Annotated in this window: 11 protein-coding genes and 5 tRNA genes; 9 read left to right on the forward strand and 7 right to left on the reverse strand. The window is 60.0% G+C overall.

Annotation, left to right across the window (positions count from 1 at the left end; genetic code table 11):
• Positions 1-38: 38 nt before the first annotated feature.
• Positions 39-1,904, reverse strand: a complete 1,866-nt coding sequence (gene phaC, locus J3O30_RS10090) for a class I poly(R)-hydroxyalkanoic acid synthase (RefSeq protein WP_221116345.1) — start codon at positions 1,902-1,904, stop codon at positions 39-41.
• Between the two features lie 146 nt (positions 1,905-2,050).
• On the opposite strand from phaC, the gene J3O30_RS10095 reads away from it, so the two are divergent.
• The 5 genes from J3O30_RS10095 (at position 2,051) to recJ (ending at position 7,582) form a co-directional block, all read left to right on the forward strand.
• The gene (locus J3O30_RS10095; RefSeq protein WP_207584009.1) at positions 2,051-2,464 is read left to right on the forward strand and encodes a hypothetical protein; all 414 of its coding nucleotides are present in this window, start codon (positions 2,051-2,053) and stop codon (positions 2,462-2,464) included.
• A gap of 220 nt (positions 2,465-2,684) precedes the next feature.
• A complete protein-coding gene (locus tag J3O30_RS10100; RefSeq protein WP_207584010.1) occupies positions 2,685-3,902 on the forward strand; it encodes an LL-diaminopimelate aminotransferase in 1,218 nt (405 codons plus the stop codon).
• A gap of 61 nt (positions 3,903-3,963) precedes the next feature.
• The gene (locus J3O30_RS10105; RefSeq protein ID WP_207584011.1) at positions 3,964-5,289 is read left to right on the forward strand and encodes a homoserine dehydrogenase; all 1,326 of its coding nucleotides are present in this window, start codon (positions 3,964-3,966) and stop codon (positions 5,287-5,289) included.
• Between the two features lie 161 nt (positions 5,290-5,450).
• On the forward strand, positions 5,451-5,699 hold the full coding sequence (locus J3O30_RS10110) for a hypothetical protein (RefSeq protein ID WP_207584012.1): 249 nt from the start codon (positions 5,451-5,453) through the stop codon (positions 5,697-5,699).
• Positions 5,700-5,779: 80 nt separating this feature from the next.
• The gene (recJ, locus tag J3O30_RS10115) at positions 5,780-7,582 is read left to right on the forward strand and encodes a single-stranded-DNA-specific exonuclease RecJ (protein WP_207584013.1); all 1,803 of its coding nucleotides are present in this window, start codon (positions 5,780-5,782) and stop codon (positions 7,580-7,582) included.
• Positions 7,583-7,630: 48 nt separating this feature from the next.
• On the opposite strand, the gene J3O30_RS10120 is transcribed toward recJ, so the two are convergent.
• The 5 genes from J3O30_RS10120 to gloA all read right to left on the reverse strand — a co-directional run bounded on the left by J3O30_RS10120 (position 7,631) and on the right by gloA (position 10,063).
• A tRNA-Glu gene (locus J3O30_RS10120) sits at positions 7,631-7,705 on the reverse strand.
• Positions 7,706-7,967: 262 nt separating this feature from the next.
• Positions 7,968-8,042: transfer RNA gene (locus J3O30_RS10125), tRNA-Glu, on the reverse strand.
• Positions 8,043-8,117: 75 nt separating this feature from the next.
• Positions 8,118-8,192 (reverse strand) — tRNA-Glu (locus J3O30_RS10130).
• A 197-nt stretch (positions 8,193-8,389) separates the two neighbouring features.
• Positions 8,390-9,457 carry a D-Ala-D-Ala carboxypeptidase family metallohydrolase gene (locus J3O30_RS10135; protein WP_207584014.1) on the reverse strand — a complete coding sequence of 356 codons (1,068 nt, stop codon included), beginning with the start codon at positions 9,455-9,457 and terminating at the stop codon, positions 8,390-8,392.
• A gap of 165 nt (positions 9,458-9,622) precedes the next feature.
• Positions 9,623-10,063, reverse strand: a complete 441-nt coding sequence (gene gloA / locus J3O30_RS10140) for a lactoylglutathione lyase (RefSeq protein WP_003573436.1) — start codon at positions 10,061-10,063, stop codon at positions 9,623-9,625.
• A 195-nt stretch (positions 10,064-10,258) separates the two neighbouring features.
• On the opposite strand from gloA, the gene J3O30_RS10145 reads away from it, so the two are divergent.
• Together J3O30_RS10145 and J3O30_RS10150 are read left to right on the forward strand one after the other, a co-directional pair.
• Positions 10,259-10,837 (forward strand): cold-shock protein, encoded by a 579-nt coding sequence (locus J3O30_RS10145; RefSeq protein WP_207584015.1) that lies wholly within the window; start codon positions 10,259-10,261, stop codon positions 10,835-10,837.
• Position 10,838: 1 nt separating this feature from the next.
• A complete protein-coding gene (locus tag J3O30_RS10150) occupies positions 10,839-11,327 on the forward strand; it encodes a DUF192 domain-containing protein (RefSeq protein WP_207584016.1) in 489 nt (162 codons plus the stop codon).
• Positions 11,328-11,390: 63 nt separating this feature from the next.
• Here the strand turns inward: J3O30_RS10150 and J3O30_RS10155 are convergent.
• A tRNA-Pro gene (locus tag J3O30_RS10155) sits at positions 11,391-11,467 on the reverse strand.
• Between the two features lie 593 nt (positions 11,468-12,060).
• On the opposite strand from J3O30_RS10155, the gene J3O30_RS10160 reads away from it, so the two are divergent.
• Both J3O30_RS10160 and J3O30_RS10165 read left to right on the forward strand, forming a co-directional pair.
• Complete coding sequence (locus tag J3O30_RS10160; RefSeq protein ID WP_207584017.1) at positions 12,061-12,366, forward strand: ETC complex I subunit; 306 nt, start codon at positions 12,061-12,063, stop codon at positions 12,364-12,366.
• Between the two features lie 57 nt (positions 12,367-12,423).
• Positions 12,424-12,500, forward strand: a tRNA-Arg gene (locus tag J3O30_RS10165).
• Positions 12,501-14,991: the final 2,491 nt, after the last annotated feature.

A 14,991-nucleotide genomic window follows, 5' to 3' on the forward strand; every position in this document is an offset into this window, starting at 1 on the left:
TTCTCGCGACGTCTCAAAAAGAGATGCGTTGGGCCTTCTCAGGCGCGTTCCATCACATAACTTCCCGGGGCTTCTTCGATCGCATTCAGCGCATCGCCGCCCGGTTTGCGCGCTGGCACGCGCCTGCTGTCATGGGTCTCGATCCAGGTCTGCCAGTGCGGCCACCACGATCCAGGTGTCTCGGTTGCCCGCTCGAGCCAGGTCTCGTACTCGCCCTTGGCGGGGCCGCCCGTCCAGAATTGATATTTCTTCTTGTCGGGCGGGTTGACGACGCCGGAGATATGTCCCGAGCCGGTGACGACGAATTCCACCTTGCCGCCGAAAAACTGGCTGCCGAGAAAGACGGACTTCGCAGGCGCTATGTGATCCTCGCGGGTGGCGAGATTATAGATCGGGATCTTGACGTCTTTCAGCGACACCGGCTTGCCGTCGAGGACCATCTCGTTCTGCGTCAGCGCATTCCTCAAATAGCAATTGCGCAGGTAGAAGGCATGGTTTGCCGCCGCCATGCGGGTCGAATCGGCGTTCCAGAACAACAGGTCGAAGGGCAGGGGATCCTGGCCCTTGAGGTAGTTGTTGACGAAATAAGGCCAGATCAGCTCGGAAGCCCGCAGCATGTTGAAGGCCATCGACATCTTCGAGCCGTCGAGATAGCCGGCCGCCTGCATATGCTCCTCAAGCGCTGTCAGCTGCTCCTCGTCGACGAAGACCTTGAGATCGCCGGCATGGGTGAAATCGACCTGGGTGGTAAAGAGCGTCGCAGTCTTGATGCGCTTGTTCTTCTCCTTGGCATGCAGCGCCAGCGTTGCCGCTAGCAGCGTGCCGCCGACGCAGTAGCCGACGGCGTTGACGTCCTTTTCGCCGGTCGCCTTCTCGATCGTCTCGAGCGCGAAATCGATGCCCTCGCGGGCATAGGACGTCCAGTCCTTATCGGCGTGGCGCGCATCCGGGTTGACCCAGGAAATGACGAAGGCGGTCTGACCCTGGTCGACGCACCATTTGATGAAGGATTTCTGCGGGTTGAGATCGAGAATATAAAACTTGTTGATCCAGGGCGGGCAGATCAGCAGCGGCCGCTTCAGCACCGTTTCGGTCGAAGCCTCGTACTGGATGATCTGGCAGATGTCGTTTTGGGCGATCACCTTGCCCGGTGTCAGCGCCATGTCGCGGCCGACGACGAATTTCGTCATGTCGGTCTGGCGAAGGCGAAGATCGCCGTTTCCGGCAGCGATGTCCTCGGCAAGCATCTTCATCCCCCGCACCAGGTTTTCGCCGCTGGTTGCGATCGTCTCGCGGTAGAGCTGGGGATTGGTGGCGATGAAGTTGCTGGGCGAAAGTGCTGCCGTGATCTGCTTCACGTAGAAGCCGGCCTTGTGCTTGGTGTGCTCGTCGAGTCCGTCGGTCTCCGACACCAGCTTCTCCGCCCAGTCGGTCGTAACGAAATAGACCTGGCGCAGAAAATCGAAAAACGGGTTCTTCTGCCAGTCTTCGTCGGAGAAGCGCTTGTCCTTGCGGGTGTCCGGCTCGGCATGCAGAGGCTCGCCCTGCATGTGCGTAGCTTGCATCCGCTGCATCGAGCGCATCCAGATGCCGAAGAACGAGGACATCAGCTGGGTCTGCGCCTCGAAGGTGCGGCGGGGATCGGCAATCCAGTATTCGGTGACCTTGGAAAGCGTCTTGACCATGTCGGTCATCGGATCGACGGCGGTTTGGCTGATCTCGCCGCGTTCGCGCGGCGCAAGCCATGCCGAGGCGGCCTGTCCGAGATTTTCGAGCGCCCGGGCGAAATTCATCGCCATGGTCTCGGGATCCTTCAACAGATAGGGATCGAGATCGGTCGCATCGAAACCGGCTTTGCCGCCATTCTTCTGGCCGCCATTCTCCCGCTTGCTGTCGGTCACCATTTCCTCCGGCGGCAGCACTATTTTTATCCAATCGTTGTACATCGTGATTGAACGAGAAAACAAGTTCCACCCGCGCCGGCTCATGCTATTGCTTTGTGGCTGCGACAAATTTAACAGTCGACGCAGTCAGAACTGGATTTTGAGGCATGACGAAGAACGGCATTCGGCGCATCGCAACCTTCAACCGCACCGCATTGATCTGCGCCGCGGCGGCGATGGCTCTTGCCGGATGCAATCTGACGGCTGAGCAGAAGGCCGCAGCCGCCGCCAAGCGAGCGGCGCCAACCGCCGTCGTCATGCCGGCCACCAAGGGCGATGCGGTCGAAGGCGGCCTGGCAAAGTCGCCGGACGGCTATCCGAATTTCGGCGCGCCGCTGACGGCCGCCAACGTCCAGATGAGTGACGAGCAGGCGGCCGAACTGCAGCATCAGTTGACCGCACTCGCCGCCCGGCGCAAGGCCGGCACGATTTCGGAGGCCGAATATCAGGCCAAGGCCGCGGAAATGCGCCGTCTCGCCGCCGAACACGGCCCGGAGACGCTCTCCGAAATCTCCAAATAGACCTTGCCTTTCAGGCAATTTGGACGCAAAGCCTTCCGGATGGATCGGAAGACAAGATTTTCCCGATAATGCGCGTTACGCGGCCTTTCCGTCAAAGATTTGCCGCGTGTTTTGGGTCTGATGAATACGGCGCTGCGATTCTGAAGTTCGTGTCGCAGCCGCCGGGAGACGGAACGAACTTCGACTGCGGCCCGAAAGCCGCCTTTCCATGGGGAATGAAATGGAAGAGTTTCACAAAGTCCGGCGTTTGCCGCCTTATGTTTTCGAACAGGTCAACCGTTTGAAGGCAAGCGCGCGAGCGGGCGGTGCCGATATCATCGATCTCGGCATGGGAAACCCCGACCTTCCCACTCCTCAGTCGATCGTCGACAAGCTGTGCGAAGTCGTGCAGGATCCGCGCACGCACCGTTATTCGTCTTCCAAGGGCATTCCGGGGCTGCGCCGCGCTCAGGCCGCTTATTATGCCCGCCGTTTCGGCGTCAAGCTCAACCCGGATACGCAAGTGGTCGCTACCTTGGGCTCCAAGGAAGGCTTTGCAAACATGGCGCAGGCGATCACCGCGCCGGGCGACGTCATCCTCTGCCCGAACCCGACCTATCCGATCCATGCCTTCGGCTTCCTGATGGCGGGCGGCGTCATCCGCTCCATGTCGGTGGAGCCGGACGAAAGCTTTTTCCCGCCGCTTGAGCGCGCGGTCCGGCATTCGATCCCGAAGCCCTTGGCGCTGATCCTCAACTACCCCTCGAACCCGACGGCCCTTGTCGCGACGCTCGATTTCTACAAAGACGTCATTGCCTTCGCCAAGAAGCACGACATCATCGTGCTCTCCGACCTTGCCTATTCGGAAATCTATTTCGACGGCGCCCCACCGCCGTCGGTTCTCGAAGTGCCGGGTGCAATGGATATGACGGTCGAGTTCACCTCGATGTCGAAGACATTCTCCATGCCCGGCTGGCGCATGGGCTTTGCCGTCGGCAACGAGCGGCTGATCGCGGCGCTCACCCGCGTCAAGTCCTATCTCGATTACGGCGCCTTCACGCCGATCCAGGTGGCGGCGACGCATGCGCTGAACGGCGACGGCTCCGACATTGCTGAGGTTCGCAATGTCTATAAACGTCGCCGCGACGTCATGGTCGAAAGCTTCGGCAAGGCCGGCTTCGACGTACCGCCGCCGGCTGCCACCATGTTCGCCTGGGCGAAGATCCCGGAAAAGTTCCGTCATCTCGGTTCGCTCGAGTTTTCCAAACTGCTGGTCGAGAAGGCTGACGTCGCCGTTGCCCCGGGCATCGGCTTCGGCGAACAGGGCGACGACTACGTTCGTCTGGCGCTTGTCGAGAATGAACACCGCATCCGCCAGGCTGCGCGCAACATCAAGAAGTTCATGTCGACGGCAGACGAAACGATGCACAACGTCATTTCGCTGAACGCGCACCGCTAATCCAACTCTAAGGCAGCCGCGTCCCGCGGCTGCCGCCACACAGATATTTCAGGATAAATCTATGGCAGATGCCCTCAAAATCGGCATTGCGGGCTTGGGCACCGTCGGCGCCTCGCTAGTCCGCATCATCCAGCAGAAGAGCAACGAGCTTGCCGTCACCTGCGGGCGTCCGATCACCATTACCGCGGTTTCCGCGCGTGACAGGGCGAGGGACCGCGGCATCGATCTTGCCACTGTCACCTGGTTCGACCGGCCGGAAGAGCTTGCTGAAAAGGGCGATATCGACGTCTTCGTCGAGCTGATGGGCGGCGCCGAAGGGGCTGCCAACGTTTCCGTGCGCGCCGCACTCCAGCGTGGTCTCCATGTGGTGACAGCCAATAAGGCGCTGCTTGCCTATCACGGCGTCGAGCTCGCAACGATCGCCGAGGAGAAGGGCGCGTTGCTGAATTTCGAGGCGGCAGTCGCCGGCGGCATCCCCGTCATCAAGGCGCTGCGTGAATCGCTGACCGGGAATTCCGTCTCGCGCATCTATGGCATCATGAACGGCACCTGCAATTACATCCTGACCAAGATGGAGAAGGAGGGGCTTTCCTTCGCCGAGTGCCTGAAGGAAGCGCAGCGCCTCGGTTATGCCGAGGCCGATCCGGCCTTCGACATCGAGGGCAACGACACCGCCCACAAGCTGTCCATCCTGACGACGCTTGCCTTCGGCAATCGCATCGCCGCCGATGACATCTATCTCGAAGGCATCACCAACATCTCGATCGAGGATATCCACGCTGCCGCCGAGCTCGGTTATCGCATCAAGCTGCTGGGCGTTGCCCAGCGCACCGATACCGGCATCGAGCAACGCGTTCACCCGACCATGGTGCCGGTCGATTCGGTCATTGCCCAGGTCGACGGCGTCACCAATGCGGTGGCGATCGAATCCGACGTGCTCGGCGAACTGCTGATGGTCGGCCCCGGCGCCGGCGGCAATGCCACAGCCTCGTCTGTGCTCGGTGACATTGCCGATATCGCCAAAAGCCAGCCGGGCGCCCAGCGCGTGCCGGTGCTCGGCCATCCCGCAAAGGCGCTGGAACCCTACCGCAAGGCGCAGATGCAGAGCCACGAGGGCGGGTATTTCATCCGCCTGACCGTGCTCGACCGCACCGGCGTCTTTGCCAGCGTCGCAACCCGAATGGCCGAAAACAACATCTCGCTGGAATCGATCGTCCAACGCTCGAAGCAGCATCTGGCGCCGTCGCACCACCAGACGATCATTCTTGTCACCCATGCGACGATGGAAGAGTCGGTGCGCAAGGCCGTCGCCTCGATCAAGTCGGAAGGTTATCTCTTCGGCGAGCCGCAGGTGATTCGAATCGAGCGGCCGAAAGAGGACGGCTGAGCCCTCCCGATCGTGTGGACACCCGTTGAACCGCCCCGTCTCGACAGGGCGGTTTTTCTGTAATTTTTTCAACCTCCCCTTACGGAAGTCTATATTAACAAATACCGAAATATTGATATAATTAAACCGGAGATTGGTGAGTCGTCTGCGTGGAGAATTTCATGAGCAAGGACAGCCACGCCGGGAAAGGGTATGGCTGCCCGGGCGAGGTGCCGCCGGACCGTCCTGATATGCTTGAGGAAATGCTCAAGCCGACCTACCGTGAAATTCGTCAAGAGGCTCCTGATGAGCCTGACGGCGACGATGAGCAGACAGAAGGCCGCAACTGGGCCATTCTGCTAACGCTGTTTTCGGTCATGCTGGTGCAGCTGGGCGGCATCGCCGTGATCGTCTGGGCGGTGTTCTGGTAAAAATCCGTGTCTGCAAATCCATCGCTATGTTATCTCCGCTGCTTCTGTAGAAAGAGCAGATGAAGTCAGCGGAGTGTGGCATGGCAGATCTCGTTGATCCGGTACAGCGCGCGTTTCTCGGCGTGGAGAAATCCGCGCTCGACAATCGCTGGGTCGCGCGGCTCGACCAGGCCGGGCAGAACCGGGCGCTCGCCATGTCGCAGATCCACGGCCTGCCGGATCTGATCGCTCGCGTGCTGGCCGGGCGCGGCGTGACGGTGGACGAGGCGATCGAATTCCTCGATCCGACGATCCGCAGCCTGATGCCCGATCCCCATAGGCTGACCGATTGCGAAAAGGCGGCAACCCGCCTCCTGAGCGCCATCGAGCGCGGCGAGAGCGTTGCGATCTTCGGCGACTACGACGTCGACGGCGCGGCCTCCTCGGCGCTAATGTTTCGCTTCCTCAGCCATTTCGGCGTCAAAGCGAACATCTATATTCCCGACCGCGTCTTTGAAGGTTACGGCCCCAATCCGGCGGCGATCAACCAGTTGATCGACAACGGCGCCCGGTTGATCGTCACTGTCGATTGCGGCTCGACCAGCCACGAGGCGCTGGCCGCCGCCGCCGCCCGCAACATCGATGTCGTCGTCATCGATCACCACCAGGTGACACATGAGCTGCCGCCCTGCCATGCGCTCGTCAATCCGAACCGCGAGGACGATCTCTCGGGGCAGGGGCATCTTTGCGCCGCCGGTGTGGTCTTCATGGTGCTGGTCGCGACGCTGAGGCTGCTACGCGCCGCCGGCAACAAGCGCATCCTCGCGCTCGACCTCTTGCAATGGCTGGATATCGTCGCACTGGCGACGGTCTGCGATGTCGTACCGCTGAAGGGCCTCAACCGCGCCTATGTGGTGAAGGGGCTGGTCGCTGCCCGCCACCAGAGCAATGCCGGGCTTGCAGCCCTCTTCCGCAAGGCCGGGCTCGCAGGCCCGGTGACACCCTATCATTTCGGCTTCCTGATCGGCCCGCGCATCAATGCCGGCGGGCGGATCGGCGATGCGGCACTCGGAAGCCGGCTGCTGACGCTCGACGACGCCGGGGAGGCTGACGTGATCGCCCAGCGCCTCGACGAGCTCAACGGCGAGCGCCAGGCGATGGAGACCATCATGCTGCAGGAGGCGGAAGCCGAGGCGCTCGCCGAATATGGCGACGGCGAGGGCGCCTCCGTCATCGTCACCGCCCATGAGAAATGGCATCCCGGCATCGTCGGGCTGATCGCGGCGCGGCTGAAGGAAAAGTTCAAACGCCCCGCCTTTGCAATCGCATTCGATCCTTCCGGCCGCGGCACCGGCTCGGGCCGCTCCATCAACGGCTTCGACATGGGCAGGATGGTGCGGGCTGCCGTCGACGAGGGGATCCTCGTCAAGGGCGGAGGCCACGCCATGGCCGCCGGGTTGACGGTCGAGCGCGCCGATCTCGGCAGGCTGAGGACCTTCTTCACCGAGAAGTCGGCAAGGACTGTGGCGAACCTCGTCGCCAACGAGACGCTGAAGATCGACGGTGCGATCGGCGCCAGCGGCGCCACGCTCGAACTCATCGACCGCCTGGAGGCCGCCGGCCCATATGGCTCCGGCCATGCACAACCGCTCTTTGCCGTGCCGGCACATCGTGTGCGCGACGCGCGCTTGGTCGGCGAGAAACATGTAAAGGTGACGATGGAGGCAATGGACGGATCGCGGCTCGACGGCATCGCCTTCCGCGCCGCCGATACGCCACTTGGTAATCTTCTCCTCAACTCACGCGGCGCCAGCCTGCACGTGGTGGGTTCGCTGGGCGCCGAGCATTATCAAGGCGCCCGCCGCATCCAGCTGCGCGTCTGCGATGCTGCGCCGGCAAAATAAAACAGCCGCGCAAAAAAGCTGATGATGAGGAATTCGGAGGGAAGAAATTGGTACGCCCTAGGGGAGTCGAACCCCTCTTCCCAGAATGAAAATCTGGTGTCCTAACCGATAGACGAAGGGCGCTTCCTTCGTGGTGGCGCCCTTATAGTCAGCACCTTCAAAAGCCGCAAGCGCCAAGACGCGAAAAAATCATCGTTTTCGCCGATTTTTTTGCTCCTGTGGAAAAACGTGGCGGGGGGAGGCGATGCAGCCAAAACAGCGCGATCAAGCTCCAAGGATAACCGTTAAATGCAATCCCTGAGATATCGTCTCCGCAACTTCTCCGGTGAGTCGCAGGGGTAGACAAACAAGTGCTTGGTCAAACGCAGGCATTTTTGTCCGATGTTGGTACGCCCTAGGGGAGTCGAACCCCTCTTTACAGAATGAGAATCTGTCGTCCTAACCGATAGACGAAGGGCGCAGGCCGGCTCCGTTAAAATAGGACCGCGCGCAGACTTCTGCAAGCGGATGCGACGGCTTCAATATGGAGAGAAAGTGGTACGCCCTAGGGGAGTCGAACCCCTCTTCCCAGAATGAAAATCTGGTGTCCTAACCGATAGACGAAGGGCGCTTCCTTCGTGGTGGCGCCCTTATAGTCAGGCGTTTTGAATCCCGCAAGCGGCAATTCGGTTTTCTTTCAAAAAAATGACAGGAAATCCGAGTGCGTTCGAAGAGCTGATTATTAAAGCTGAATCAATAGGCTGCCAGTTGTTTCTTTAACAAGACGAGGCGGCGCTTTCGTAACGTTATGCGAAAATTGCGCGGCCGTCAGATCGCTCTTGCGGTCGCCGTCGGCGCGCGTTTGCCGCCGCAGCCCCAGTTCCAGTCGCGGGTTTTGCCGGTATCGAGATGGACCGAATCCGTGTGGCAATAGGTGCCGACACCGCCGCGGTTCGGCAGCGAGCGAATATAGGCGGCGATATCCGATTTCGTCACGCCGTCGATCTGGATGTCGGCCGCCTCGCAGCTCTTGTGCATCGATTCGTCGGCGCCGCCGACCAGGCGGTTATGCTCTTCGTCGCGATAACCTGAAGTGACGATAACAGGGCGGCCGAAATGGCTTTCGACCGTCTTGATCACACTCAGCAGCTCGGGCTTGAAGCAGCTGACCTCGACCTTGTCGTTCTGGAGATGCAGCCCGTTCGGCGCGATACGCGTCATGCCGGGCAGGGCAGCCTTGTGCAGAAGGCCGGAAAGGCTGCCGAGCAGGTTCTGCTTCGGCGCGCTGTAGAGCGCGTTCATCGTCGGGGCCGGACTGCCGTCTGTCGCCAACGACGCCGTTTGAACGGGTGCAGGCTGGGTGCTGCCATTCTGCGAGGATTGCTGGGGCAGCACCGGCTCCGCCGGTTGTGCCGATGCAGGCGGCTGGCTGTAGACGCTGCTTCTTGCGGGTACTGCACCTTGAACCGGCGCATAGGCCTCCGGCTGAATGACGGTGGACGTGCCGTTGTTCTGCGGCGCCGGCTGATGATCCGAAAAGATGCTCATCGCCTGCGCGTTGATCCTGGTCGATTGCAGCACGAGCCCGCCGATATTGGCAGGTGCTGCCGTCGCCGGATCGGCCGGCGGGACGGCGGCATTCGGACCCTCAGCGACGACCTGCGGCGCGGCTTGGGCGCCGGAGACGTTGACGAGCCGGGGGTCCGAGTACATTGAGCGTGGGGCATTTTTTGCAGGCGCTGCCTGAGCAAGCTGCGGTACCGCGGCTTGCGCCGCTGGAACCGCTGCCGCAGAGTCGAGCGCCTTCTTGTCTGACGCACAGCCGGACAGCGCCAGCACCGAAGTGGCGATCAGCAAAGCGCCCGTCAGGGGCATCCGCATCTCAATGTTACGCAAGCGACAGTCTCCAGTTGATGCGGAAAACGGGCGAAAACCGCCATCTTCCGCTTCGAGTCATCAGGAGATTGCCTTCGGTGCCGGATCGCGGCAAGCGTCAAGGCGCCGGCCGGATCCGAAATCGCAAAAGCCGCAAGCTTCGCAAAAGCCTTGCGGCGAAAAGCCTTACCAGGCGCCGGTATTGCCCATCGAGGCCCAGGGTTCGGCGGCGGCAAGCGGGCTGCCCTTCTGCAGGATTTCGATCGAGATGCCGTCGGGCGAGCGGACGAAGGCCATGTTCCCGTCGCGCGGCGGCCGGTTGATGGTGATGCCGTTGTCCATCAGATTCTGGCAGGTTGCGTAAATATCGTCGACCTCATACGCGAGGTGGCCGAAATTGCGTCCTCCGCTATAATCTTCCGTGTCCCAGTTGTAGGTAAGCTCGAGGCAGGGAGCCTTTTCGCTGCGTGCACGGTCGAGATCGTCGCGAGCCGCCAGGAAAACCAGGGTGAAGCGACCCTTCTCGTTTTCGTGGCGGCGAATCTCCTCCAGCCCGAACAGCGTGGTGTAAAAAGCGAGCGAGGCGTCCAGGTCTTTGACGCGTACCATTGTGTGAAGATAACGCATTCTATCTACTCCTTTATTGGGGCTGGTCTTTTTCGGCGAGCTGAGGTCAGCTTCGGGCAAGTCATCTTTGGAAAATGTGCAGTTGGGAATAACCGAAAACTAGGACTTGCGCTTATCCGTTACCAAGATGTTAATCTTGATTTCAAGAATCAGTTAACCGTAACAGTGTGACGCGTATTCGAGGGGCTGGCGACAATGGCTGATAGGATTTCATCGAACGAATACTCCGACCTCGACGAGCTATCGGGAGAGGCGGTCGATCTTGTTGAAATCACCGGCGTCGTCAAGTGGTTTGACGTCGCCAAGGGTTTCGGCTTCATCGTGCCCGACAACGGCATACAGGATGTCCTCCTGCACGTGACCTGCCTGCGGCGCGACGGTTACCAGACGATCCTCGAGGGAACGCGCATCGTCGCCCTCATCCAGCGCCGCGAGCGCGGCTACCAAGCGTTCAAGATCCTTTCGATGGACCAGTCGACCGCGGTTCACCCCTCGCAACTGCCGCCGGTGCGCACACATGTGCAGGTCACCGCGACGAGCGGGCTGGAACGTGCGCTCGTCAAGTGGTTCAACCGTACCAAGGGCTTCGGCTTCCTGACACGCGGCGAGGGCACGGAAGACATCTTCGTACACATGGAGACGCTCCGCCGCTTCGGTTTGACGGAGCTTCGCCCCGGCCAGGTGGTGCTCGTCCGCTTCGGCGACGGCGAAAAGGGCCTGATGGCCGCAGAAATCCATCCCGACGTTCCGAGCCCGGCCAGCCGGTCGCATTGATATGCGCGGTCTCATTCTTCTTCATGCGATCAGAAGCGCCATCACGGCGCTTTTTTTCATGGTCGCCCTGCCGGCCTTGGCCGAGGAGCAGATGCGATTCGACAAGGAGCCGCTGCTCATCCAGACCGCTGCGGGCAAGCTGCTGCATTTTACTGTCGAGATCGCCTCGACTCCGGATCAGCGCGCCTACGGACTGATGTTTCGCAAGGCGATGGCCGATGATGCCGGCATGATCTTCGATTTCGACGAGCCGCGGCGCGTCACCATGTGGATGGAAAACACCATCCTGCCGCTCGACATGCTTTTTGCCGACGACACCGGCGCGATCCGTCACATCAAGGAAAAGGCCGTGCCTTATTCGCGCGACATCATCGATTCGATGGGCAAGGTGAAATACGTTGTCGAACTCAATGCCGGCATCGTCGCCAAACTCGGAATCAAGCCGGGCGACAGGATCGTCAGCGCCACGACCACGAAGAAGACGAAGTGACGACGCGCAAGCGTGCGAGCCGCGATGCGGCCGTCAAAGATCCAAAAATATCGGGATATTGAATGGTCGGAGTGGAGAGATTCGAACTCCCGACCCTCTGGTCCCAAACCAGATGCGCTACCAGGCTGCGCTACACTCCGTGCCGTGGCGGGGAGATACACGGTTCACTTCACCGTCGCAACCCATAAATCCAGCTCTGGCCGAAGTTTTCGCCTGATATGTCGGTGTATACATAAAATCGGGAAAGGCCGCCCGTCCGCCCTGAGGGGGCAACTGGGCATCAGGAGGAGGCTCCTCAGCCGCGTTCGAGCAGGCCGATATATTGGGCGTAGCTGATGGCAACGTAGAAGAAAGCCGTAATGCCAGCCCCGATCACAATGGCATTGAACTCCGCCGAACGTCTCATCATGTGTGCAAATCCACTGAAATTGACTGAGCCGTAAATAGTCCCGAGGGCTGGCCGCGGCAATCAGGTTGTGATCACAACATGAGACGACCGGTAATATTGCGCAACCGGCCTGTCTGCCGATATCCTTGTTTCCGAAGCATCGCCTCATCAACGCGATGGGGTCGAGGCGCGTCATACACTGCCTTTTTTCTTGAAAAGCCGGGGATTCGCGGATAAGCAAAATTCATCTCTTCGCGCTATCACTAGCGATGAAGCAAGTGCCCCGGCAACGGGATTGAGACCATCAAAGGCGGGCGATGCCCGCATAGCCGGAGACGCGCAGTCATGTCTGCCAAGATCTATCGTCCAGCCAAGACCGCCATGCAGTCCGGCAAGGCCAAGACCCATCTCTGGGTGCTTGAATTCGATCAGGAGTCGCCGCGCAAGATTGATCCGATGATGGGTTACACCTCGTCCGGCGATACGCGACAGCAGGTAAAACTCACCTTTGAAACGCAAGAACTGGCCGAAGCCTACGCCCAGCGCAACGGCATCGAATACCGCGTCATCCCGCCGAAGGATCCGGTCCGCCAGGTTGTCGCCTATCCGGATAATTTCCGCTATACCCGCACGCAGCCCTGGACGCATTGAGATTTCTCGTCCAGAACTGCCGCATCCGGTCGCGCTCCGTAAACGCGACCGCCGGACGGCCCCTTAGCTCAGCTGGATAGAGCACCTGCCTTCTAAGCAGGTTGTCGCAGGTTCGATTCCTGCAGGGGTCGCCACAATTTCAACCGGTTCTAAGCGTCGCCCAACCGCTTCACCCTTTTCGGGGCAACGAACTGGGCAACGCGCGCTTATCGGCTGGGGCCCCATATCACCACCGGCCGGTTATCAGGCGTCGGCGCCGTCGGCCGCGACTCGATCGCACAGGTCTCGATAGAATCCATTGGTCGATCCGGAGGTCAACCCAGCCTATGCGTCGCTTCGAGAGTCTTCGACAGGAGGGAAAGTCACTGCACTCGTCCTTCCTGTTCCGCCAGATGGTGCTTCTGCACAAGCCCGTTCGCCGAATGACTTCGTGTATGTCGATGATACGAACCATAGCCTTTCTCCTGCTCCGAATTTTTGGGATCTGCCTTTCTTCTCGTCTCTCTCTCGGGGTCGTTATTACCATTATAAGTATACAGCATGGAGACGGGCGTGTCTACATAGATTAAGTCTGGAATATTTTCCGTATTACTGTGCAGTGCGGCATGTATTCTGACATCTTTTTTGAGTTGTAAGTATATCTCGAATCCTTTGTGTTTTTCGCGTCATCAATATTGTACGAGTCCTTTCGGGGTGTTGTTTTCGTTTGCTTATAATGAACGGCGTAGGCGTTGCCGCCCCATGAGGAGCCTGCGCCCGCCTTTGCATCCGGATTTTGTGCGGTGCGGCAGTAAGTCTGCCGATTGCATTTTGCGCCGCAACGACAACTGTCTTCCAAAATGATCATGTGGCGATCACCAAGATCATGAAGTGAACATTTTGTATTGACTAATTCTCGCTTTACGAGTATAGGAAACTTTACCTGACCATTGGAGGCCGATTATGGAGGCTTGTAGCGCCGCCCCTCAGGCGGCGATCGATGCGAAGCGCAACTGGATCGTTTGGTGATGACGCGGCTGTTGCGCTGAGGCTTTAATATGCCGCATGCGACCGAGTCCTGGAGTGCGGGCTGTCGCCAGTGCGTGCGGAATCCTTGCGGAAGTGTATTGCCGGTCGCACGTTCCGCGAGCCAAGATCAACTGACCATAACGGCATCAATGAAGGGCTGGTTCGTCTCACGATCGTGAGACACGGCGGATCGCTTGGGAAGCGCGGCGTCGCTGCTGAGAGGAACAGGGACCTTCCGCGGGGATCCACAGCGCGAGGGTTAGGCAAGGATTCAGAGCTTTCTGATGCCGGTGACTGTTAAGGATTGCTGCGACCCTCGTCACGAAGGTCGGCCGGCAGCCCAGACCCTCCACTGTCGCCGATTCTCCTCGATCAAGAAGGCCGGGGCGGCTCCCGGTCCACAGCGGCATACCCCTGCGTGCAGCTATAACGGTGGCAATATCGAATCCTACCGAGTTGTTGAAGGCGCTCGACCTCGATCCAAGCGGATCTTCGGCCGCGCGAGCGGCAAACAGAATGCAAAACAGGCTCTTGCGCCTTCACGTGTCTGGGGCATTTGCTCATCGAGCCGACTTCAATCCCGCCATCGGGGGGGGGCAGACTTGCCATCGATGGAACCACCAACGTTGGTCGTTGCGAAACCCCAAAAGTGAATCGGCACCTGTTGAAAGGAGATGCGGGCGACCGCATGCATAGCCTCGTGTGTCGTGATCTGCCGGCCGTTTGCATCCGATTCGCATCCATCGGCGGCGGTGACGCGAAAGGTCTTCCTTCGACTCGAGTCGCCTTCGGCACGAAAGGCTGCGCGCTTGACTTTCGCGCCAGTCAGATCCACGCCGTTCCATCTTCGAGATCCCTCGACTACGCTCCAAGCGCCTCGTCCGAATCCTTAATGGGAAGGTGTGGTTGCGGAGGACGTCAGCCTGGATGCTTCACCCTGATGCGTCGTTAGTTAAAGCTGTTCCGAAGAAGGGCGGGGTCGATCCCTTCCGAGAGGCTGTAGCGGCGATCTCAAGGACCCGCCCCCTCTTCCCGCTCGCGGAAAGATTGTACCTCTGATAGGCGCCACCATGGAGAATCTAGGTTTAAGCTACTTCGCTTAAATGGCCGAAGCGGTGGCTGACATCTTTCATGCGCGAGGTCACGGGCGTAAGTACCTCGATTGGCCAGCCCGGAAGAGGTGGGCGTTCGAATTCTCAGGATGGCAATCCCAAGATCGAGCGCCCACGCTAAGCCGGTGCCGTTCCTTCGTTACAAGTGCGGACCCTTGGTCGGACTCGAAGAAACCGGGTGAGCGCAACTGGCGCGGGGCAAAGGTTGTGCGGCCGCTGACCTGCGACCCATGAGGACCGCAACATCGACCATCCGTCTCGCGAAACTGAATTCGTGGTCGTACCAGCCAAACACCCGCATCATGCCTCCGGCGGCGAGCGAAACTTCGGGACCAGAGTTTATCAGCGACTCCGGGGGGCGCATGTCAACGGAGACGGGGGACGCCCCGTCCAGCCCCAGAAAGGGGCGGAGTCACCGCTCGCTGCAACTCCGCCCGCGCTTGATCCAGGTTCGGCTGTGCTGGGGTCGTCACGGTAAGATCGATCGCAGAAGCACTTGCGGTCG

Origin of the sequence: Rhizobium sp. NZLR1 (genome assembly GCF_017357385.1) — a bacterium.
GTDB lineage: Bacteria > Pseudomonadota > Alphaproteobacteria > Rhizobiales > Rhizobiaceae > Rhizobium.

What these genes read in the sequence shown, in the direction of transcription:
- gloA (WP_003573436.1), bottom strand. Translation starts at nt 10,063, where the DNA reads ATGCGTTATCTTCACACAATGGTACGCGTCAAAGACCTGGACGCCTCG.
- phaC (WP_221116345.1), bottom strand. Translation starts at nt 1,904, where the DNA reads ATGGTGACCGACAGCAAGCGGGAGAATGGCGGCCAGAAGAATGGCGGC.
- J3O30_RS10150 (WP_207584016.1), top strand. Translation starts at nt 10,839, where the DNA reads ATGCGCGGTCTCATTCTTCTTCATGCGATCAGAAGCGCCATCACGGCG.
- J3O30_RS10110 (WP_207584012.1), top strand. Translation starts at nt 5,451, where the DNA reads ATGAGCAAGGACAGCCACGCCGGGAAAGGGTATGGCTGCCCGGGCGAG.
- J3O30_RS10100 (WP_207584010.1), top strand. Translation starts at nt 2,685, where the DNA reads ATGGAAGAGTTTCACAAAGTCCGGCGTTTGCCGCCTTATGTTTTCGAA.
- J3O30_RS10105 (WP_207584011.1), top strand. Translation starts at nt 3,964, where the DNA reads ATGGCAGATGCCCTCAAAATCGGCATTGCGGGCTTGGGCACCGTCGGC.
- J3O30_RS10160 (WP_207584017.1), top strand. Translation starts at nt 12,061, where the DNA reads ATGTCTGCCAAGATCTATCGTCCAGCCAAGACCGCCATGCAGTCCGGC.
- J3O30_RS10095 (WP_207584009.1), top strand. Translation starts at nt 2,051, where the DNA reads ATGACGAAGAACGGCATTCGGCGCATCGCAACCTTCAACCGCACCGCA.
- recJ (WP_207584013.1), top strand. Translation starts at nt 5,780, where the DNA reads ATGGCAGATCTCGTTGATCCGGTACAGCGCGCGTTTCTCGGCGTGGAG.
- J3O30_RS10145 (WP_207584015.1), top strand. Translation starts at nt 10,259, where the DNA reads ATGGCTGATAGGATTTCATCGAACGAATACTCCGACCTCGACGAGCTA.